Source organism: Alteraquisediminimonas sediminicola (assembly GCF_019740335.1).
Lineage (GTDB): Bacteria > Pseudomonadota > Alphaproteobacteria > Sphingomonadales > Sphingomonadaceae > Alteraquisediminimonas > Alteraquisediminimonas sediminicola.
In genome coordinates, this window is sequence record NZ_JAHXZS010000001.1 from 215,488 (window position 1) to 237,509 (window position 22,022).

Consider the following 22,022-nt stretch of genomic DNA (forward strand, 5'->3'; position numbering starts at 1 on the left):
TTAAAACGGTCTATCAAGACCTTTCAGGCTTTTGGTGAAGATTTCGCAGCCTGTGTCGGTGATTCCGATCGTGTGTTCGAACTGCGCCGAAAGCGAGCGGTCGCGGGCTACAGCCGTCCAGCCATCGTCCAGCACCTTTACCTCGGGCCGGCCAATGTTGATCATCGGTTCGATGGTGAAGAACATACCGGGCTTGATTTCAGGCCCGGTGCCGGGGCGTCCGAAATGCAGCACTTCCGGTGCATCATGGAACAGTCGGCCAATGCCATGGCCGCAGAAATCGCGGACCACGCCATAGCGATGCTTTTCGGCATGGACCTGAATGGCATGGCCGATATCGCCCATATGATTGCCCGGCTTTGCCTGTTCGATGCCGAGCATCAGGCATTCATAGGTCACTTCGACCAATCGGCGCGCCTTGATCGCGACATCGCCGACGAGATAGGTCCGATTGCAATCGCCATGCCAGCCATCAAGGATCGACGTCACGTCGACATTGACGATATCGCCTTCCTTCAACACCTTCGGCCCCGGAATGCCATGGCAAATGACATGGTTGATCGAGGTGCAGCAGCTATGGGTAAAGCCGCGATAATTCAGGGTCGCCGGGATCGCGCCCGCCTCCAACGTCAACCGCCGGACGATGTCGTCGATCTCCTCGGTGGTGATGCCGGGTGCGATGACAGGGACCAACGCGTCTAGGATTTCCGCAGAAATCCGTCCAACTTTGCGCATGCCTTCAAAGGCGGCGGCGTTGTAAAGCTTGATCGCGCCGGACCGGCTTTGCTTGCCCTCATCGGTGATAAATTCATATTGTGCCATGGCGCTGGGCTATAGCGAAAGCCTCGCATTGCCGCTATGGATTTTTCCCATGACAAAAGAACGCATCTGGACTGCCGCCCTGATCATCATTGGCGACGAGATTTTGTCGGGTCGTACCCAGGACAAGAATATCAGCCAAATCGCGGTCTGGCTCAATATTCAGGGCATTCGCCTGAAAGAGGTGCGGGTGGTCGCGGACGTCGAAAGCGCGATTGTCGAGGCAGTGAACAGTCTGCGGGTGAAGCATGACTATCTCTTCACCACCGGCGGCATCGGACCAACCCATGACGATATTACCGTCGATGCGATTGCAGCGGCCTTGGGTGTCGCGGTCGTCGTGCATCCGGATGCCGAGAAGATCCTGCATGATTATTATGAAACGCGTGGTGGCCTGACCGAGGCACGGCTCCGCATGGCGCGCGTGCCGCAAGGGGCAGAGCTGATCGAAAACAAGGTGTCGGGCGCGCCCGGCATTCGCGCGGGCAATATCTTCATCATGGCAGGCGTGCCCGGTATTACCGCGATGATGCTCGATGGCCTCAACGGCAAATTGGAGGGCGGCATGCCCTTATTGTCCGACACTTTGGGTTGCTGGGTCGCGGAAAGCGAAGTGGCGGACCTGTTGGCAAAGACCGAGCGAACCCATGAGGGATGTCAGATCGGCAGCTATCCATTTTTCCGTGAGGGCCGGGTCGGCGCGAATTTCGTTATTCGTTCGACCGATCATGATCGACTGAACAAATGCATGCTGCACCTGGCAGACGGTTTGACGGCGCTTGGCTATCCGAGCGAATTTGGCGGCATTTCTCCGATTAGCGGTTGATGCTGGAAGGCGATAACGCATGATGGCGGGGCCTTACTGCTGGCCAGCCATGATGGCGTACCGATTCATGAATCGGCATCTGTAACCAGTATTTAAGCAATCGATTCTATTTCCCCACTACGGATGTGGTGATTCATAGGCTTATGAATGCCTGATGAACCGATCGGCGCGATCTCAAAATCACGCAAACGTCCGGGAAAGCTAAAAAATGCATCGAATTAATGCCGCAATGCGTCATTTTCCCGTTGCAAGGCTTAATCCCTATCATTATGGGGGACTTTAGGAGACGGCGTTGGGCCGGTTCTCCATATTCCTGGGAGCTGACCTATGAACAAATTTGCTTTCGCGGTTGCCGCCGCTGGCCTGATGACCCTCGCAGCTTGCAACAAGGCTGAAGAAGCTAACGTTGTTGATGCGAACGCCGCTGAAGTCGTCGCTGAAGACGCTAACGCTGTTGATGCAAACGCTGCTGAAGCTGTTGATGCAAACGCTGCTGAAGCTGCTCCGGCTGCTGATGCCAACGCTGCTGAAGCTCCGGCTGCCGGCAACGCTGCTGCTGCCGAATAATTTCGGATTGCAGAGCGCCTCACTCTTCTGAGTGAGACGAGCTAGAGACGGGCGCTATTCCTACGGGAATGGCGCCCGTTTTCATTTGGGCTTAGCATTGATCCCTGCTGATGCACGATTACCCGTACCATTGGCTGATAAGGGCTTGTTGCTTGTGCAACTTGGTCCATGATGCGCTATAAAACGCACAGACGCACAATAAGGTCGCCGTAATCCATCAGAGAGGATGTTCATGGCCAAGCCGAGCGTTGCAGATCTGCCATATTGGGCGACATCATTGGAAGATGTGGCAGCGTCCATGGGTGGGGATTTGGCCGGGCTGTCATCCCCAAAAGCGGCGGCGCAGCTCGCACTTTTAGGCCCAAATAGCGTCGAAGATGATTCCCGACTAAGCGTCTTGCGACTGCTGCTGCGGCAGTTTGAAAGCCCTTTGGTGCTGATCCTGATCTTCGCGGCGGCCATTTCGCTATTGTTGCAGGAATGGATCGATGCGGGGATCATCCTCGCGATTGTGTTGGGCAGCACTTTACTCGGCTTTTTTCAGGAGTTTCGCGCCTCGAATGCGATAGCGGCGCTGCGTAATCGGCTCGCGCTTAATACCCGTGTGATCCGCGATGGGCTGGAAAAGACCGTCCCCGTCACCGAAATTGTGCCGGGCGACATCATTCTTTTATCCGCCGGTAACCTGATTCCGGCGGATGGGCTGGTGATCGAGACAAAGGATTTCCTCGTCAGCGAAGCGAGTATGACCGGCGAATCCTACCCGGTGGAAAAGCGTCCGGGCGTGGTCGCCGTCGATGCGGGGCTCAATGCGCGCAGTAATATGGTGTTTCTGGGCGCGTCGGTGCGTAGCGGCACCGCGAAAATGCTGGCGGTCGCGACCGGGCGACATACAGAATTCGGCGCGATTGCAGCGCGATTGCGCGCGCGAGAGCCGGAAACTGACTTTGCGCGGGGGGTGCGGCACTTCGGCTATCTGCTGATCCGCGTGATGATTCTGATCGTGATTTTTGTCCTGACCGCCAATTTGCTGATTGGTCGCCCGGTTATCGAATCCCTGTTATTTGCGGTCGCGCTCTCAGTCGGCCTGTCGCCGGAACTCTTGCCCGCCATCGTCAGCGTGACCTTGTCGGCGGGGGCTCGGGCGATGGGCAAGCGCGGCGTGATCGTGCGGCGGCTCGAAGCCATCGAGAATTTCGGCAGCATGGACATATTATGCACCGACAAGACGGGGACACTGACTGAAGGGACGATCATCCTCCAAGAGGTGCTGGATGCGGCGCAGCAGCCCTCTGACGGGGTGAAGCAACTCGCATTCCTGAATGCGGCATTTGAGACGGGGATCGAAAACCCGCTCGATATGGCGATCATGCAAGCCGGGAAAAGCGCGGGGCTGACCACCGCCGGTTTCACGAAAATCGACGAAATTCCTTATGATTTTCAGCGGCGGCGGCTGACTGTCATGCTGGCGGCGGAGGCTGATCCAACGCAGCATGTCATCATCACCAAAGGGGCCTTTGCCAATATTCTCGACATCTGCAATTTGGTTGAACAGGGCGGCAAGAATATCCCACTCGATCCCGCAGGCCGGGCCGCGTTGGAAGAGGTGGTGAAGCAAAAGGGCGGCGAGGGCTTTCGCGCGCTGGCCGTCGCGACGAGAATTGTCCCGACAGCGGCGCATCATGGCCGCGAAGTCGAAGCCGAGATGGTGTTTCGCGGTTTCCTCATCTTTTTCGATCCGCCCAAGGCCGAGGCGGCGGATGCGATCCGCCATTTGGCGCGGCTCGGGATTCGCATCAAGGTCATCAGCGGGGATAATCGCTATGTCACGGCGCATCTGGCGCAGGCAGTCGGGCTGGATGCCAATGCGATGCTGACCGGCGAGCAGCTCTCCAAGCTGAAGGACGAGGCGCTGTGGCATCTTGCGCCGCGCACTGATTTGTTCGTCGAAATCGACCCGCAGCAAAAGGAACGCATCGTCCGCGCCTTGCAATCTACGGGCCATAGCGTCGGTTATCTGGGGGATGGGATCAATGATGCGCCCGCGCTCCATGCGGCGGATGTCGGCATTTCGGTTGAACAGGCTGTCGATGTGGCACGCGATAGCGCCGATATTATCTTGTTGAGCCGCGATCTCGATGTGCTGCGGGTGGGGGTGGAGGAAGGGCGACAGACCTTTGCCAATACGCTCAAATATATCTCGATCACCACCAGCGCGAATTTTGGCAATATGATCAGCATGGGCTTGGCGACGCCGTTGCTGCCGTTTCTGCCCTTGGCCGCCAAACAGATTTTGCTCAACAATTTCCTGTCCGACCTGCCCTCCATGGCGATTTCGAGCGACAATGTTGATCCGGACCGGATTTCAGCGCCGCAACGTTGGGACATCAAGGAAATTCGGCGCTTTATGATCGTGTTTGGGTTGATCAGTTCGATCTTCGACATCGTGACTTTTGCGATGCTGTTGCGCGTGTTTCATGCGGGCGAGGCGGTATTTCAGACGTCTTGGTTCCTGATTTCTCTGCTGACAGAATTGGCGGTGGTCCTGATTCTGCGGACCCGTGGCAGCGCTTTTCGCAGTCGGCCAAGCGCATTGCTCTTATGGTCAACACTGGCCGCCGTGATCGCGACATTGGCGATTCCATTTCTGGGTAGTTTGAGCCGCGCCTTCGGCTTTGTTCCACTCACCTTATCCGAGATGGTAACGGTGGGGTGCATCCTTATCAGCTATATTATAGCCACCGAATTGGCCAAGAGATGGTTTTACCGCCGCGTAACACGCGCAATATCAGGATCGGGTCGGGGGTGAGCGCCGCGATACCAAAGCGAAGATGGCGGTTCTGGCTGATAGGCGCCGTCATGATCGGCCTGATCGTGTTGATCCGGCGCGAGGCAGATTTTTCGCGTTTCGTGGTTTTGGCCGAACAAGCGCAACCCTTATGGCTGGCCCTTGCCATATTGTTGCAGCTTGGCACTTATGCCAGCCTCGCCTTTAGCTGGCGGATCATTTTGCGGCGGGCAGGAGAGCAGGCAAGGTTTCCGTCATTAATTCGGATCGCCTTGGTGAAACTGTTTATCGATCAGACCCTGCCGACCGCCGGGATGAGCGGCAATATCCTGCTGGTCGATCAGCTCATCAAGATCAATGTCTCGCGTGGGATCGCGGTGGCGGCGCTGCTGATGTCGATGATCGGCTATTACACAGCCTATGTCATTTTTGCTGTATTGGTGCTGTGGCTTTTGTGGTGGCAGGGCAATGCCACCCCCTTTATGGCAAGTGTCATCGCCTGTTTCATGGTAGTTGCCATTCTTATTCCCGGATTGGCACTATGGCTGCGTCATCGCGGTCGCAGGCCGTTGCCGGATTGGCTGGCGCAGATAGGTCCGATTGAAGCATTATTTCGCACGGTCGGCCTTGCGCCCGCAGATTTGTTGCGTGATCGCCATGTGCTGGCCCGCGTCACCTTGTGCAATGCGCTGATTTTCTGCCTTGATGCCGCGACCCTCTACGCATGCCTGCATGGTCTGGGGCAGGATGTGGGTTTTGCGACAGCGTTGATCGGGCTGATCATGGCCTCGGTCGCGGTGACGCTGGCGCCATTGCCATTCGGCCTTGGCAGTTTCGAGGTCGCCTGCACCGCCACGCTGCATCTGCTGGGCATTTCAATCGAGGCCGCCTTTGCATCAACGATGCTGCTGCGCGCGCTGACCTTGTGGTTGCCGTTGGTGCCGGGGTTGATCCTGTTGCGGCGACGTAAAGACTATTCGCCGAGGTAGAATTTTTTCAGCGCGCGCGCATCGTGCAAGGCGTTATGCGGCACTTTGCTGGTCGCGGCAGAGCTGAACCCCGCGCCATTGATCAGTTCGAAGCGCAAGCAATTGATCGGGGCCTTTTCACCGGGGCCCGTCACCAGCAAGGCGCAGAAATAGGCAAGGTCATCCGGCCAGTCGGCGATGATCACCGGGTCTGGATCGCCCGCGAAATAGGTCGCGATGTGCATCGCGGCCTCGGTCCGGCTCATTTCATAATCCACCCCCGGCGGCACATGGCGCAAGTAAGGGATGACGCGCTGTTCCACCCATGAATGGATTTTCTCCGGCAGCGGCAGCGAGGTGTAAAACTCCTGATCGCCATCTTCCGGCACCAGCGCGAGGCTGATCAGTTCGCCGCCAAAGCCGTTGAACTCGGTATCCAGAAAATAGCGCATGAAGGGGTGGGACTCATATTGAAAAAGATGACGCCCCTATGGCGGAGTGGGCGAGGTCAGTAAACCATCCGTTATTTGATGACCTCAATATCTGCGCCATCGCCTGCATAGACATCCTGTGCCGTGATTTGGGCAGAAAGGCGTTTGCGATCATGTCGGCGGAAGGCCTGGACGATTTCATCCACTTCCGATGCAGTCATATCGAGATTGAACAAGCCTTTGCGGGCCAGCGCGATAGCAGATTCCATGACCTCACGCTCGGTACCAGCCAATTGCGCGCCTGCCAGCTGCATCAATTGCACCCGATCATAGACCCGCGCAAAGACCGACAAATGCGGAAAGCTGGTCGCGATTTGGGCGATTTGGCTTTGATCCAGCCCATCGCCATTTTGACAGAAGAACAGCAATCGTGCCTGTTCGGCACCTGCGCTACGCAACAGGTCTATCCGCGTCCCATCGCCATAAAAGACCTTATGGCCGAAGGAACCGCTCATTTCGATCTGCGCGGGATCAAGGTCGATCAAGATGATCTTGAAGCCGGCGGCTGCCGCAATCTGCGCTATAGTCTGGCCAAAACGCCCATGGCCGACGACGATAATCTCAGCCGATTTGGTCGGGAACTTACCAATGGCGGGGGTTGGCTCCACTGTCGCGATGTCGCCCATTTTCTTGGCGAGCAGCATGAGAAATGGTGTCGCGACCATTGATACAGTGACGACCGCATTGAATATGCTGACGGTTTCCGGTGCGATCAACAACGCCATTTGCGCTGCACCAAAAATGACGAACGCGAATTCGCCGCCTTGGCTTAACAATAACGCAAGGATGATCGCGCCGCGCTGTGGCGCACCGAACAGCCGCGCAATGCCGAATAGCACCGCCGCCTTGATGCAGATCACCATCGCTGCCATGCCAAGGACGAAAAAGGGTCGTTCCAGCACGGCGTGAATATCCAACAGCATCCCGACAGACAGGAAGAATAGCCCCAGGAGGATAGAACGGAACGGATTGATATCGGCCTCCAGCTCATGCCGGAAAGGCGAATCCGCCAGCATAACGCCCGCGATGAACGCGCCTAGGGCCGGGGACAGGCCGATGGCGCTGGTTAGACCTGCGCTCGCACAGACTGCCAAAAGGCCAGCGACAATGAACAATTCGCGTTCGGCATAATGGCCGATGAGGCGGAGCGCTGGCACTAACAAGAACCGGCCCGCTGCCACCAGCACAATAATCGCCAACAATGATTGGCCGACCACGATAAAGGGGTTCGCTGGCACATCGAGACTAGGCGCACGTGACAGGGCAGCCACAATCGTCAGCAGCGGCACGATTGAAAGGTCTTGAAACAACAGAATGGAAAAGGCGCGTTCGCCTAATGGTGAGTTCAGGCGTCCCTCGGATTGCAGCATCGGCAATACCTGCGCCGTCGATGACAACGCGAGCGGCAGGCCCAATGCCAATGCCGCCGCCGGGGTAAAGCTTGTGAACAGCAGCAGCCCAGCCGCCAGCGCAAGGCCCGCCAAGGCAACCTGCGCCAGACCGAGGCCGAGGATTTCCCGCTTCAATCGCCACAAACGCCGGGGGGCAAGATCGAGACCAACCAAAAACAGCAGGAGGACGATGCCGATTTCGGAAAAGCGCATGATGACATGTGCGTCGGATACAAGTTGCAGCCCGGATGGCCCGACAGCGATGCCTGCCACGATATAGCCCAACACCGCGCCAAGCCCGTAACGCCGGAACAGCAAAACGAACACCAAGGAGGCAGCCAGCAAGATGGTGCCGAGAAGGAAGATATTCTGATCCATATATGTGCGTTACATTCATGGCGCGGCGGTGAAATGGCAAGCGATATGCGGTTATCCGGACAATAAAAATGTACGAAGTTGAGGCGATGTATCCAATTTCGATCAATTTATATTTTATTTAGGATTTTCGGATAAATAGGTCTCATGAGTAAGTATGCGTTCATCAAGCATGTCCGGTTATGCGGACTAGTCGCCACAGCCTTAACGGCTGTTCATTCGGTCAGCGCTGTCGCTGCCGGTGTCTCTGCTGGCACGCAGATCCAAAGCACTGCGACCGCCACGTACACTGCAGGTTCGATGAGTGGATCGGTGCAGTCGAACACTGTCACGGTAAAAGTGGATGAGTTGCTTGATGTGGCGGTTACCGGCCTATCCGGCGCATCGACCACCATCGGGTCAAATCCGGTGATCCTGACCTATGCCGTGACCAATACGGGCAATGGCTTTGAGGCCTTCAATATCAATGTAGACCCGGCGGTCGCGGGCAATCAGTTCGATGCCGTGGTGCAGACCATCGCCATCGATACCAACGGCAATAATGCCTATGATTCAGGTGTCGATCAGGTGCTGACCAATAATACGGCCACGCCTGCGATTGCCCCTGATGGCGTGCTGCGAATCTTTGTGGTGGTGGGCTTGCCTGCCACGGCCCATGATCTTGAAACCAGCAGCGTACGCCTTACCGCCGAAGCCGTCACCGGCTCAGGCAGCCCCGGCACGACATTTACGGGCCAAGGTGCAAACGGCTCGGATGCCGTGGTGGGCGCATCTGGCGCGCAGGCGTTTGGCAGCAATGATCTTGTCGCCAGCCTTGCCACGGTCACCCTGACAAAATCGGCCAGCATTGTAGATCCGTTCGGCGGGGCGCAACCGGTGCCGGGCGCGATCGTGACCTATATAATTACCGCCTCTGTTGCTGGCACCGGACAGGCCGAAGGGCTGGACATCGCTGATGTCATTCCGACCGGCACGACATATCAAAATAGCACGTTGAAACTCGATGGCGCGTCGTTGAGCGATGCCGCTGATGGTGATGCGGGCGATGCATCGGCCAGCGGCATCAATGTCAGTCTTGGCAACATCACCGGTGGCAGCGACAAAACCGTCAAATTTGACGTCAAGATCAATTGAGGAAATTTGCGATGCGTAAAAAGTTTCTGTTGCTGGGCGCATTTGTTGCCATTTCTCACGCCCCTGCCGCGCTGGCGCAAGCCGCGTCGCCGGTCGAGTTGAAGGGCGATGTGAAGCTCGACAAGATCGTGGTTCAAAATGGCAAGGAGCAGCACCAGTAAACCGAACCGAAGGTCGTGGTGCCGGGCGACAGGCTGATCTTCTCCACCGCCTATCACAATACAGGTGCGATGGTCGTGAAGAACTTCGTCGTCACCAACCCCATCCCGCAAGGCGTTACACTCGCATCCGATGCAAAGGGAACCCTGGAGGTGTCGGTCGACGATGGTAAAAATTGGGGACGGCTGACGATGCTGACCGTGCCGGACGGGCAGGGCGGCAGGCGACCCGCGCAGGCGAGCGATGCTACGCATGTGCGTTGGACGCTGGCCACGCTCGCGGCAGGGGCATCAGGCGTTTTAACCTATAATGCCATCGTCCGCTGACAAGATGAATTGAGTGTTTCGATCAACGCCGGATCTTTCGCGGCCATGTTCAAGAGTAAGGATTAGCGTATGAGTAACAGAAGCAAAATGCTGACCATGGTGAGTGTCATGGCGCTTGCCATGCTCCATTCAGCTAATGCGCTGGCCGCAGGCACAGCAGCGGGGACGTCAATCACCAACACAGCCAGCATCGCCTATCAGGTGGGCGGCGTGTCGCAGAATACGGTCACGGCCTCCAACACCATCACCGTCGATCGCAAGGTCAACGTCACCATTGCTCGGGTCGGCTCAAGCGCGACCTCGGTATCTCCGGGGCAGACCTCGGCGGTCACGACGTTCACCGTGACCAATCTTTCAAACGCCACGCTCGATTTCGGTCTGGCAGTCGCCCAGCAGAGCGGCAGTACGGGTGCCTATGGCGCCACGGATAATTTCGATACATCGAATGTAAAAATCTATGTCGATAGCAATGCCAATGGCACCTATGATTCCGGCACAGATACGCAGGTGACATATCTGGATGAACTGGCCGCCGATGCCAATAAGACGGTGTTCGTGGTATCGGATATTCCGCTTGGTCGCCTGAATGGCGATGATGCGACGATTGTGCTGACCTCAACCGGCTTTGAAGGCGGTGGCTCGGGCAGTAAGGGGGCTGCCCTGACAGAAACGAGCGGCGCAAACACCAGTGCGATGGATACGGTCTTTGCCGATGGGGCCGGAGCCACCGATAGCGCGCGTGATGCGGCCTATTCGATCAAGAATGATTATCTCGTCTTCACGGCCACGCTGAGCGTCACCAAGATCAGCAAGGTCATCAGCGATCCCTTGAACGGGACCACCAATCCCAAGGCGATTCCCGGTGCGACCGTCGAATATTGCATCGTGGTGGCCAATGCCTCTGGCAGCGCCCCTGCGGACAGCGTGGATATCACAGACCCACTGCCTAGCCAGATCGCCTATGATGCAACCTATGGGATCTTTTTCAGCGGCACATATTCAGCGGGCGTCTGCAACAGCGATGGCATCGCAGGCGGCAGTTATGCGACGGGTTCCGTCACCGTCACGTTAAGCGGCGTGGCCGCGAACGAAACCAAAACCGTGCTTTATCGCGCCACGATCAACTAAGTTTCCAGCAACGTAAACACGATCAACTGAACAGGCGGCGCAGCATCTTATAAAGTGCAGCGAGCGCTTCATATATTGTCAGAGGTAATGAGTATTTTGCAGCGTATCGGATACATCCTTGCACTGTTGTACGCGACATTATGCACGGGTGTATCCATCGCCAAGGCGCAGACTATTCATAATACCGCCGCCGCCCGATGGGTGGAACAAGGCCGGACCTTGTTGATCACTTCCAACACAGTGACAATCGCGGTGCAGCAGGCAGCCGGCACCGTGGAGGTGTTCAAGCCAGCGACAGGCGGCGTCAGCACAGGGCAGTCGATCAATTATATGCCATCGTTCTGCGGTGGACAAAAAATCAATACATCATCCGCCACCGTGGGCGAGGCCGAGATCGCCGCGCTTGAAAACGCCAACAAGCTCTATCTGGGCGAGGTGATGTATGTCAGCCTCAAATCCACCAGCGTCAATAATGATGCAAACCAGATTGATCATGTTACCGCCACGTTGACGATCAACGGGGGCGAGCGCGAGGCGATCACCGTGTTCGAGACTGCGGCCAATAGTGGCGTGTTCATTGGCGCTATCCCGACCGTTGGCAATCCACCCGCGCCCGTGCAGGGTGATTGCCGGTTGAGCGTGGCGCCGGGCGATCAGGTCCAGATCGAATTCAGCATCGCCACTGTGCAGGCGGTAATCGCTTCTACGCAGGTGGAGATTCTGGCCGATCCGTTCGGATTGTTGTTCGATAGCGAGGATGGCTCCCCGATCAATGGTGTGCGAATGACGTTGGTGGATGCCGCGACTGGTGCACCTGCGCGCGTTTTTGGCCCGGATGGGGTCACGCCTTGGCCATCGACGATGATAACGGGTGAAATCGTGACCGATGGCGCGGGCAATCGTCATCCGATGTTGCCGGGCGAATATCAATTTCCGTTGACGGCTTTTGGCAATTACCGGCTGCTGGCCGAACCGCCTGCGCCCTATAGCGGGCCATCCAAGGCCAATATCACGCAATTGTCGGTGTTGCGTCGCCCCGATGGTCAGCCGCTGGCGCTGGGTGACGGTTCGTTCGGCGGGGTCTTTGCCGTGGCCGGGCCTGAGCCGGTGCGTGTTGATATTCCGCTAGATCGTCCGGCATCGGCGGTGGAACTGACCAAGACGGTCTCGCGGGCCAATGCCCTGCCAGGGGATATGCTGGTCTATACGATTGTCGTGCAGAATGCCGATAAGCGGCGTGCCAACCGTGGCGTGCAACTGGTGGACATCCCGGCAACGGCGCTGCGCTATCGTCGTGATAGCCTGCGGGTCGACGGCGCGCCCGCTGCTGCGAACACAGCCGATTTCGCGGCGGATGGCAGGAAGCTGACGATCGCGCTGGGCGATATTGCGCCGGGGAAAAGCCGGACGATCACTTATGCGATGACAGTGCGGCCAGATGCGAATGCAGGGCAGGCGATCAATCGGGTGACGGCCACGGATCGCCAAGGCGTTTCCGCCAATGCAGGTGCGATCGTGCGGATCGAGCGCGAAGACCTCGCCTCACGCACCACCATATTGGGGCGGATCGTTGCGGGCGGATGCGACATTGCCGCCCCGCATGAGGGCATAGCCGGTGTGCGGGTGGTGCTGGAAGATGGCAGCTTTGCCATTACCGATGCCGAAGGGCGCTATCATTTCACGGGCCTGTTGCCCGGCAGCCATGTCGTGCAGGCGCAATCCAATACGCTGCCCAAAGGCGGCAAGTTCGTCGATTGCGCCCGTTCGACCCGCAGCGCAGGCAGTGCGAATTCGCGTTTCGTGATCGGGCAGGGCGGTAGCCTGATGACGGCGGATTTCTTCGCAGTCGTCCCGGAAAGCAAGAGCGTTCCAGAGAAAAATGCCGGCCCGGCAAGCAAGGTGCCTATTGCAGCCCCCCTTACCAGCGAAGAGGCCGACAGCCGCGCAGCAGCAGGAGCCGAGGTGATTTGGCTGCAAAAGGGCAATGGCCCGACCGCGTTCCTGTTCCCCGCGCCTGATCACAATCCGCGCGCCCCGGCTGTGCGCGTAGCGATACGGCATAAGGTTACCGAGAAAATAGAACTGCTGATCGATGGCAAGCCGGTCGATCCCGTGGCGTTCGACAACATCTCAACCGCCCCGGGCGGCACTTATGCCGTCAGCCTGTGGCGCGGGATTCCGCTTGAAGGTGAAGTGACCCATTTGTCTGCATTGGTGCGGAGCGAAAAGGGTGCGCTCCTGTCCACCCTTACCCGCGATGTGCATTTTGTCAGCACGCCCGCGCAGATCGAACTGTTGCCGACCCGCAGCCGCCTGATTGCCGATGGCGTCACCCGGCCTGTGCTGGCATTGCGTGTGACGGATCGGGCAGGACGTCCGGTCCATGCAGGCCTGACCGGCGATTTTACCCTGTCATCGCCTTATGAAAGTGCCGAGGCGGTCGATGCACGGCAATCGCAAGCACTTTCCGGCACAGGCAGCAAAGCGCCGCGCTGGCTGGTGAAGGGCGATGACGGCATCGCCTATGTCGAACTGGCCCCGACAATGACCAGCGGCAAGCTGCACATGGAATTTACATTTGTCGATGGGCAACAACGCCGCCGTCAGGAACTGGATAGCTGGATCATGCCGGGTAAGCAGGCATGGACGGTTACGGGCCTGGTCGAAGCAGGGGCCGGGGCGGTCGATGTCGCGGATCAGATGCAACGGACGACGGATTTCGACAGCGACCTTGGGCGCAATGCGCGGATCGCCGTTTATGCCAAGGGGCCGGTGACGGACGATATTTTGGTCACTGCGGCCTATGATAGCGCCAAGCAACGCAATGAACAGAATCTGCAAGGCGCGCTTGATCCGCGTGCATATTATTCCGTCTTTGCCGATGGTTCGGAGCGGCTGTTCGATGCCGCCAGCCGCGACAAATTCTATGTGCGGGTCGAAGGCCGTGGCCTGACCGCGCAATATGGCGATTTTGATGCCGGTTTCGACCAGACCCAGCTTGGCCGCTATCTCCGCACCGCCACCGGGGTGCGTGGCGAGATTATGCGCGGCGGTTGGCATATGGCCGGTTTTGCCGCGCAAGTGTCTTCCACCCATCGCCGTGATGAATTTCAGGGTGGGGGCATTTCGGGCCCTTATCGCTTGTCGAGCCGTGGAATTATTGTCGGCAGCGAATCCGTCACACTTGAAGTGCGCGACCGTTTCCGTTCTGAAGTGATCGTCTCGCGCCGCACGCTGGCGCGGTTCGTCGATTATGACATTGACGTGATTTCCGGCACGATCAGTTTCAAGGAGCCGGTATTGAGCCGGGATCATGATCTGAATCCGCAATTCGTCGTGATCGACTTTGAACTTGATCATCTCGCAGGCGGTGGCCCGGTCAATGCAGGCGTACGCACCGACTGGACCACGCAAAATGGCAAGCTGCGGATCGGTAGCACGATCATCACCGATACCGGCGACACGGCAAATGGCAATGCCAACGCCGATGCCCGCACGGACCTTGCCGCCGTCGATGTGCGACTTCGCCTCGGCGATGCGACCGAAGTGCGGGCCGAAGCCGGGCGCAGCTTTCAGGGCGGGGCGCAGGCCGATGCATGGCTGATCGAAACCGAACATCATGCAGGACGGCTTGATCTGCTGGCTTATGCCCGATCCGCCTCGCAGGATTTCGGCCTGGGCCAAATGAGCGGTGCGGAGCGCGGACGGCGTAAATACGGGCTGGATGCGCGATATGAAATGAGCGAATCTGTCTCATTGACCGCCAGCGCATGGGATGATGACAGTTTGCGTGATGCATCGCATCGCACGGCGGTGCAGATTGGCGCTGCCCATCGCACGCGGCGCACCGATGCGCGCATCGGGCTGGCGACGATGTATGATACAAGGTTCGATGGGCAGCAGGTCAGTTCGACCTTGCTGGAAGGCGGGGCGACCCAAAGGCTGTTTGACAACAGGCTGGAAATTGCAGCCTCCACATCGCTGGCACTCGGCAAGAGTGAAGCCGTGGACTTGCCAGCGCGCCATCGCCTGTCATCGCGTTATAATCTGAGCAAGGATGTGCGTCTGGTCGGCAGCTATGAAATCGCCAATGGCACGACCGGCGATAGCCGCACCGCGCGGGCCGGACTGGAAGTCTCGCCATGGCAGGGCGCGCGCATCATGACCGGGCTTGGCCAGCAGGCACAGGCCGAAGAGGGTAAGCGCGCCTTCGCCAACTTTGGCCTGACCCAGACGTTCGATGTCAGCCGCCATTTGTCGATCAGTGCGACCATGGATGCGGCTCGCAATCTAAGCCAAAGCGCCGCCAATAATGCGATCAATCCCGCACAGCCGCCCGCAAGCGGCGGGCGCGTGGCCGAAGGGGGAAGGCTTGAATATGATTACACGGCATTCACCACGGGCGCGGCATGGCGCAATGGTCCATGGAGCATCTCTGGCCGGGGCGAATATCGCGATGGACAGGATGATGATCGCAAGGGCGTGACGCTGGGCGCCATTCGCCAATTGGGCGAAGGCAGCATGTTCGGCGGGTCTTTTGGCTGGACGCGGGCGACAGCAGCGGGTGGGGCGTCGAGCGCTGTTATCAATAGCACGCTGGCGCTGGCGCATCGCCCTGCCGCTGCCCCTTATGCCGTGCTGGGCAAGATTGAACTCCGTGCCGATAGCGTGCGCAACATTTCTTCCGGAGGGCCGGACATTGCCGGCAATGCATTTAATGTGATCGGCGATGCCCGCTCCACGCGGGTGATCGGGTCGGTGGCCCTCAACTGGTCGCCAAAGGAGCAGGATGGCAACCAGTTTATCCAGCGTAGTGAGGCCAGCCTGTTCGCGGCGGTGCGGTATAATTTCGATCAATTGGGGGACTATGACCTTGCCGGGACTACGCTGATTGCAGGATTCGATGGCCGTTGGGGGCTGAATGAATTTGTCGATCTTGGCGGGCGCACCAGCGTCCGGGCCAATTTGATGGATAATAGTGTCAGCTTTTCATATGGTCCCGAAATCGGGATCACCCCCACAACCAACGTCCTGTTGTCGATAGGCTATAATGTGAAGGGCTATCGCGATCGCGATTTCTCTGCGGCCCGCAATACCGATCAAGGTATTTTTGTCGCCGCCCGGTTGAAGCTGGACAATGACAGCTTTTCATTCCTTGGCATGGGGCAGCAATAGGCCGCGCATCGCGGCCACCAGTTATTTCACCAACAGGCCGTAATCCACGGTGAAATTGGGAAAGGGGGAGGCGGTGCTGGTGGCGAAGCTGCCGCTCGGCTTGATCCGCACATGGGTGATATGGGTGTCGCCCTGCTGACCATCCGGCACAGGGGTGTAGGTCCATGTCGCGCCGGAATCATTCGAGAATTCCAGACCGTCGCTGCTATTGCCAAGGACGGTGTAGCTATAAGTCAGGCCGGATGTCGGCGACCCTTGATTGAACTTCACCGGGCCACCGCCGACCGTGGCGATGTCGCCAACGAAGAAGGTCATATTGGCGGGGACGGGGATGGTCAGGGTTGTGCTATTGCTATCCGGGCTGCCCGGCCCGCTATTGGTCATATTGGCGCTGGCTTTGATCAGGGCATTGGGAATAGCTTTGAAATTGCTGCTGTTGATACCGTCCGACTGGACAATATGGTTCAATGAAGCGGTCACAACCGGCATCGGTTCAAGCGCTAGCGCGTAATAGCCATTTTGCGGATCGCTGATCGAAAAGCTGGCGGTGCCACCCCCTGCATAATTGGTGGTCGCCAACATGGTGAACGTCCCGGTCGTCGCGCTGCGCGATAATAACGCCAGTCGTTGCCCGTTGGTGGCGGTCACCCCCAGATCGGATAATTTGAAACTGAGCGAAATCGCGCCCGTTCCGGTGCCAGTGCGGTTGAGAAACCAGATGCGCTGGGAACGCGCATTAAAGCCGGTTGGCGCATCGGCGGAGGTTGTGCCGGTCGTGGGGGACAGCGCGGACAATCCGGCCAGCACATAATTGCCATTGGCGAGAAAAGAGGTGTTGGTGATGGTCAGCCCGGCAGAGGTGCCGGTGGTAAGCGACCCGTCGCTTTCCTGCCCGATCCCGCCGACATGATAACGATAGCCAGCGCTGTTGGTATAACGATTGAGTGATCCCGCGCCGCCGGGATTGGCGTGTTTGGCGGCCAGATAGGATTGGATGATGTTGCGTTCTGCCGTCTTCAACTTGCGAGAATAGACGATAAGTTCGGATACAATACCATCATGATGTCTGTTGCTATCCCCTTCACCGCCACCAATATTGAAAAAGTGGTTAGAGGCAGGTGTGTACGTGCCCGTGTTTGATGAACTGGCGATCGTGGAGCCATCGCGCGCAATAGAGATCGGCGAACTTGCATTAAAATTGTAGAGATAAACGCGATCAAGGGCCGAATTTGTCCCAGACCAACTAACCGATACCCGGCCCGCATTGAGATTTCCATGATCCCAATAGATGTTCCCATCATTCCACGGTAATGAGACCAAATAACGGTTAGTCCCGGATCCCCCCGCATTCCCATTGCTTAACAAAATGGGTAATGCGGCAATTGTCCTGGTCGTTGCGATAATGAGTATCTCGCTGGCACTGACTCCGACACCGGAAGGAAATATGCCGCCAGGAATTTCAAGGATGTCGCGAACCCCATTGAAAGATACCCCGGAAGATTCGTTGTAAGTGGGGAAGGTGCGCGTGGTATTGCTAACGGCATCGCCCGCCGTGAACGCATTCGCGCTTTTGTCTTTCCACGCCTTGACCTGTGCACCGTTCGTTGGATTGGAGCCGCCGCCATTGCCGGTATCGGTGCCATTCACATCCAGCCCATCCAGCCATAGGCGCAGATTGCCCTGTATATCATGCGGCGCGTCCGCCATCGCCATTGATGGCCACAGCAGCGCGAACATGGCGAGCAGGGGATGGTGCGCCCGCATGCATGCCTTTGACATTAGAGGCTGCCGCCCCTCATGCAGTATACGGACCATAAGATGAGGGGAGGAGTGACGCTTTACAGACATACCCAATATTATTCCCGCAAGGTGAAAACGTCAAATTATTGAGCTGGTTAAGTATCCTGCACTGGCGGCTATTTCACCAACAGGCCGTAATCCACGGTGAAATTGGGAAAGGGGGAGGCGGTGCTGGTGGCGAAGCTGCCGCTCGGCTTGATCCGCACATGGGTGATATGGGTGTCGCCCTGCTGACCATCCGGCACGGGGGTGTAGGTCCATGTCGCCCCGGAATCATTCGAGAATTCCAGCCCGTCGCTCGTGTTACCAAGGGCGGTATAACTATAGGTCAGGCCGGATGTCGGCGACCCTTGATTGAACTTCACCGGGCCGCTGCCGACTGAGCCGATATCGCCGACGAAAAATGTCATATTGGCGGGCACGGGGATGGTCAGGGTCGTGTTATTGCTATCCGAATTGCCCGGCCCGCTATTGGTCATATTAGCGCTGGCTTTGATCAGGGCATTAGGAATGGCCTTGAAATTGCTGCTGTTGATGCCATCGCTTTGCACAATATTGCTCAACGTAGCGGTCACAATCGGCACCGGCTCGAGCGCCAGGGCGTAATAGCCGGACTTCGGATCGCTGATGGAGAAACTGGCGCTGCCGCTTCCTGCATAATTGGTGGTCGCGAGCGTGGTGAACGTGCCGGTCGTCGCGCTGCGCGTCAATAACGCCAGTCGTTGCCCGCTGGTGGCAGTCACCCCCAGATCGGACAGTTTGAAACTCAGCGAGATCGTGCCAGTCCCGGTGCCGGTGCGATTGAGAAACCAGATTCGCTGCGAACGCGATTTATAGCCAGTTGGCGCATCGCTGGTGGCGCTCCCGGTCGCAGGGGATAAGGCGGGCAATCCAGCCATCACATAATTGCCATTGGCGAGAAAACTGCTGTCGGCGATGGTCAGCCCAGCAGAGGAGCCGGTGGCAAGCGACCCATCGCTTTCCTGCCCGATCCCACCCACATGAAAACGATAGCCATCGGTATTGGTATAACGATTGGCTGTGCCTGCGCCGCCGGGATTGGCATGTTTGGCGGCCAGATAGGATTGGATGATGTTCTTTTCCGCACTGTTCAACCGGCGCGAATAGACGATGAATTCGGATATAATTCCGTTATGGAAGTTGGATGTCCCGATTTCGCCACCGCCAATGAAGAAACGGTTGGTGGATAATTGGGTATGACTTGCCGATCCGGATGCACTGGCCAAAACAGTGCCATCGCGCACGATGGACTGCGTGCCGCTCGTACTAGCGCCTAAATTGAAAATATTTAACTGGTTGTGAGATCCGTTAAAAGTGAGGCTTACCCTTCCCGGTGAAAAGGGGCTTCCGTGATCCCAATATACCTTCGAATCTGCATAGGCTGGAGAGTAGCTTATTCTTTTTAGGTTATCCCCATTGGTTCCTAAGTAAAATAAAAATGACGCTTTATTTAATCTTGTTGTATAAACAGTGAATATTTCACTGTTGCTTACTACTGTGCCGTTGCCATATAGGCCGGATGGAATTTCCAGTATATTTTTCGTGCCATCGAATGATATGCCGGTGCCTGCCGTGTAGGTTGGAAAGGTGCGATTTCCTGTGCCAAAGTCAGTTGCATCGCCTGCGACGAACCCATTGACGCTCTTATCCTTCCATGTCGTCACCTGTGCGCCGCCTGTTGGGTTGGTGCCGCCGCCATTGCCGGTATCGGTGCCGCTTACATCCAGCCCGTCCAGCCACAGGCGCAGATTGCCCTGAATGTCATGCGGGGCATCGGCCATCGCCATGGGTGGCCATATCAACCCAAGTAGCGCCAGTAGAGATATTGAAGGTCGGTGACGTCGCCACTTGTCAGCGATGACAGTCATATCTGTGGGAGTAAAACGCAATGCAAACATAACCAATACTATACCCGTAGTAATTTTACGTCAAATGATTGATAAAGTTTACATTATCCATAATCGAGCAATATTAGTTATCGACCAATAGGTCTTATGCCGCCTATTTCACCAACAGACCATAATCCACGCTAAAATTGGGAAAGGGGGCGGCGGTGCTAGTGGCAAAGCTGCCGCCCGGCTTGATCCGCACATGAGTGATATGCGTGTCGCCCTGCTGGCCATCCGGCACAGGGGCGTAGGTCCATGTCGTCCCGGAATCATTCGAGAATTCCAACCCGTCGCTGGTGCTGCCAAGGGCGGTGTAGGTGTAAGTTAGGCTGGATGTCGGCGACCCTTGATTGAACGTCACCGGGCCGCCACCGACCGAGCCGATGTCGCCGACGAAAAATGTCATATTGGCGGGGACGGGAAGGGTCAGGGTCGTGCTATTGGCATCCGGGCTGCCTTGCCCGCTGTTGGTCATATTGGCGCTGACTTTGATCAGGGCGTTGGGAATGGCCTTGAAATCGCTGACATTGATGCCGTCCGACTGGACAATATTGCTCAACGAAGCGGTGAGGATCGGCAAAGGCGCGAGCGCCAGCACGTAATAGCCAGTTTGCGGGTCGCTGATCGAAAAACTGGCGGTGCCGCTGCCATTATAATTGGTAGTCGCGAGCGAAGCGAACGTGCCGGTCGTCTCGCTGCGTGACAATAACGCCAGCCGCTGTCCGTTGGTGGCGGTCATCCCAAGATCGGATAGTTTGAAGCTCAGCGAGATGGCCCCAGTCCCGGTGCCGGTGCGGTTGAGATACCAGATGCGCTGGGAACGCGCATTAAAGCCGGTCGGCACATCGGCGGCGGTGCTGCCGGTGGCGGGAGACAGCGCAGGCAATCCGGCCAATACATAATTGCCGGTGGCGAGGAATGAGGTGTTGGCAATGGTCAACCCGGCAGAGGTGCCGGTGGTAAGCGATCCATCGCTTTCCTGCCCGATCCCGCCGACATGAAACTTATATACAGTATTGGTATAGCGGTTGGCCGCACCTGCACCGCCGGGGTTGGCATGTTTTGCGGCCAGATAGGATTGGAGGATATTCTTTTCCGCACTATTCAACCGGCGCGAATAAACGATGAATTCAGAAATGACGCCGTTATGAGAAGCGCCGCTGCCTGTATAACCATTTCCTAAAAAAAATGTATGCGTCGATAATTTTGTGTATATTGTGGCAGATGATCCATTTATGCTTGATAAAATATTACCATCTCTTGCAATAGATTGCTGACCGCTTACGCTAGCCCCCAAATTATAAATATATTTTCGATTATAAACTGAGCTGTTTCCACCCCAGCTAATGGCTATACGTGTGCTATGGTCCCAATAAATAGTGCTGTCTATCCATGGCATATGGGCGGAGATGCGAGGGCCCGAACTAGTTGTTGGTAAATTATTGTAGAACAAGAATTGATATTTATTTGTAACGCTGGTGGTGACGATAAAATAATCGCTGTCCGATATGGCAGCATTATTCGGATAGATGCCGCCGACAACCTCAAGTATATTGGTGGTTCCATCAAACGAAACACCATTGCCCGCGCTATAGGTCGGTAAACTGTGGGTCGTTGCGCCATAGCTGGTCGCATCGCCTGCAGTATAGGCGTTGGCGCTTTTATCCTTCCACGACGTGACCTGCGCACCGCCCATGGGGTTCGTGCCGCCGCCATTGCCGGTATCGGTGCCGCTCACATCCAGCCCGTCCAGCCACAGGCGTTGATTACCCGGTATATCATGCGGGGCATCGGCCAGTGTGAGGGAAGGCCAGAACAGCGCGAGCAGGGCCAGCAGAGGCCAATGCGCCTGCATCCGTGCGGGTGAGGGACGAACCCGTCGTTCCTCAAAAAGTGAGAACTCGATTATTTGGGGGCAAGGAATACGCTTTACAAACATAACCAACGTTATCGCTGCAAGAAGTTAACGTCAAATTATTGAGTGCGATGATGCATCTAGCGACATTATCAGGGCGTATGGCGCGATGTCTGAAAATAATCGGCCCATCATGCTGGGCGGATATGATGGTCGGGGAGACAGGATTCGAACCTGCGACCCTCTGGTCCCAAACCAGATGCGCTACCAGGCTGCGCCACTCCCCGACTGGTGGGATGGTCCGTAGTAA

The 22,022-nt window shown here is 57.1% G+C and carries 15 protein-coding genes and 1 tRNA gene; 9 read left to right on the top strand and 7 right to left on the bottom strand.

Going from position 1 to position 22,022, the window contains the following annotated elements; all coding sequences use genetic code 11:
* The gene (map, locus tag K6117_RS01120; protein WP_221791936.1) at nucleotides 1-822 is read right to left on the bottom strand and encodes a type I methionyl aminopeptidase; all 822 of its coding nucleotides are present in this window, start codon (nucleotides 820-822) and stop codon (nucleotides 1-3) included.
* A 49-nt stretch (nucleotides 823-871) separates the two neighbouring features.
* Here map and K6117_RS01125 point away from each other — a divergent pair, with 49 nt between their 5' ends.
* The 4 genes from K6117_RS01125 (at nucleotide 872) to K6117_RS01140 (ending at nucleotide 5,989) form a co-directional block, all read left to right on the top strand.
* Nucleotides 872-1,645: a competence/damage-inducible protein A gene (locus K6117_RS01125; RefSeq protein ID WP_221791937.1), complete on the top strand. Its 774-nt coding sequence runs from the start codon at nucleotides 872-874 to the stop codon at nucleotides 1,643-1,645.
* 327 nt (nucleotides 1,646-1,972) lie between these two features.
* Entirely contained in the window at nucleotides 1,973-2,212 is a 240-nt protein-coding gene (locus K6117_RS01130; protein ID WP_221791938.1) for a hypothetical protein, read from the top strand.
* A gap of 232 nt (nucleotides 2,213-2,444) precedes the next feature.
* Nucleotides 2,445-5,021 carry a magnesium-translocating P-type ATPase gene (gene mgtA, locus K6117_RS01135; RefSeq protein WP_221791939.1) on the top strand — a complete coding sequence of 859 codons (2,577 nt, stop codon included), beginning with the start codon at nucleotides 2,445-2,447 and terminating at the stop codon, nucleotides 5,019-5,021.
* Nucleotides 5,022-5,071: 50 nt separating this feature from the next.
* Complete coding sequence (locus K6117_RS01140) at nucleotides 5,072-5,989, top strand: lysylphosphatidylglycerol synthase transmembrane domain-containing protein (protein WP_221791940.1); 918 nt, start codon at nucleotides 5,072-5,074, stop codon at nucleotides 5,987-5,989.
* On the opposite strand, the gene K6117_RS01145 is transcribed toward K6117_RS01140, so the two are convergent.
* Together K6117_RS01145 and K6117_RS01150 are read right to left on the bottom strand one after the other, a co-directional pair.
* A complete protein-coding gene (locus tag K6117_RS01145) occupies nucleotides 5,974-6,420 on the bottom strand; it encodes a 3'-5' exoribonuclease (RefSeq protein ID WP_221791941.1) in 447 nt (148 codons plus the stop codon). The genes K6117_RS01140 and K6117_RS01145 overlap by 16 nt on opposite strands.
* 71 nt (nucleotides 6,421-6,491) lie before the next feature.
* The gene (locus K6117_RS01150) at nucleotides 6,492-8,228 is read right to left on the bottom strand and encodes a cation:proton antiporter domain-containing protein (RefSeq protein ID WP_221791942.1); all 1,737 of its coding nucleotides are present in this window, start codon (nucleotides 8,226-8,228) and stop codon (nucleotides 6,492-6,494) included.
* A 144-nt stretch (nucleotides 8,229-8,372) separates the two neighbouring features.
* Here K6117_RS01150 and K6117_RS01155 point away from each other — a divergent pair, with 144 nt between their 5' ends.
* The 5 genes from K6117_RS01155 to K6117_RS01175 all read left to right on the top strand — a co-directional run bounded on the left by K6117_RS01155 (nucleotide 8,373) and on the right by K6117_RS01175 (nucleotide 16,147).
* Nucleotides 8,373-9,359, top strand: a complete 987-nt coding sequence (locus tag K6117_RS01155) for a DUF11 domain-containing protein (RefSeq protein ID WP_221791943.1) — start codon at nucleotides 8,373-8,375, stop codon at nucleotides 9,357-9,359.
* 11 nt (nucleotides 9,360-9,370) lie between these two features.
* Nucleotides 9,371-9,520, top strand: coding sequence for a hypothetical protein (locus K6117_RS01160; RefSeq protein ID WP_221791944.1), 150 nt, complete (start codon nucleotides 9,371-9,373; stop codon nucleotides 9,518-9,520).
* 15 nt (nucleotides 9,521-9,535) lie between these two features.
* Complete coding sequence (locus K6117_RS01165; RefSeq protein ID WP_221791945.1) at nucleotides 9,536-9,844, top strand: hypothetical protein; 309 nt, start codon at nucleotides 9,536-9,538, stop codon at nucleotides 9,842-9,844.
* A 69-nt stretch (nucleotides 9,845-9,913) separates the two neighbouring features.
* Nucleotides 9,914-10,972 carry a hypothetical protein gene (locus K6117_RS01170; protein ID WP_221791946.1) on the top strand — a complete coding sequence of 353 codons (1,059 nt, stop codon included), beginning with the start codon at nucleotides 9,914-9,916 and terminating at the stop codon, nucleotides 10,970-10,972.
* 87 nt (nucleotides 10,973-11,059) lie between these two features.
* Entirely contained in the window at nucleotides 11,060-16,147 is a 5,088-nt protein-coding gene (locus tag K6117_RS01175; protein WP_221791947.1) for an isopeptide-forming domain-containing fimbrial protein, read from the top strand.
* Nucleotides 16,148-16,168: 21 nt separating this feature from the next.
* On the opposite strand, the gene K6117_RS01180 is transcribed toward K6117_RS01175, so the two are convergent.
* The 4 genes from K6117_RS01180 to K6117_RS01195 all read right to left on the bottom strand — a co-directional run bounded on the left by K6117_RS01180 (nucleotide 16,169) and on the right by K6117_RS01195 (nucleotide 21,999).
* Nucleotides 16,169-17,911: an autotransporter outer membrane beta-barrel domain-containing protein gene (locus K6117_RS01180; RefSeq protein WP_221791948.1), complete on the bottom strand. Its 1,743-nt coding sequence runs from the start codon at nucleotides 17,909-17,911 to the stop codon at nucleotides 16,169-16,171.
* Between the two features lie 152 nt (nucleotides 17,912-18,063).
* Nucleotides 18,064-19,212, bottom strand: coding sequence for a DUF8202 domain-containing protein (locus tag K6117_RS01185; RefSeq protein ID WP_221791949.1), 1,149 nt, complete (start codon nucleotides 19,210-19,212; stop codon nucleotides 18,064-18,066).
* A 757-nt stretch (nucleotides 19,213-19,969) separates the two neighbouring features.
* Nucleotides 19,970-21,553 carry a hypothetical protein gene (locus K6117_RS01190; RefSeq protein ID WP_221791950.1) on the bottom strand — a complete coding sequence of 528 codons (1,584 nt, stop codon included), beginning with the start codon at nucleotides 21,551-21,553 and terminating at the stop codon, nucleotides 19,970-19,972.
* Nucleotides 21,554-21,922: 369 nt separating this feature from the next.
* Nucleotides 21,923-21,999, bottom strand: a tRNA-Pro gene (locus K6117_RS01195).
* Between the last annotated feature and the right edge of the window lie 23 nt (nucleotides 22,000-22,022).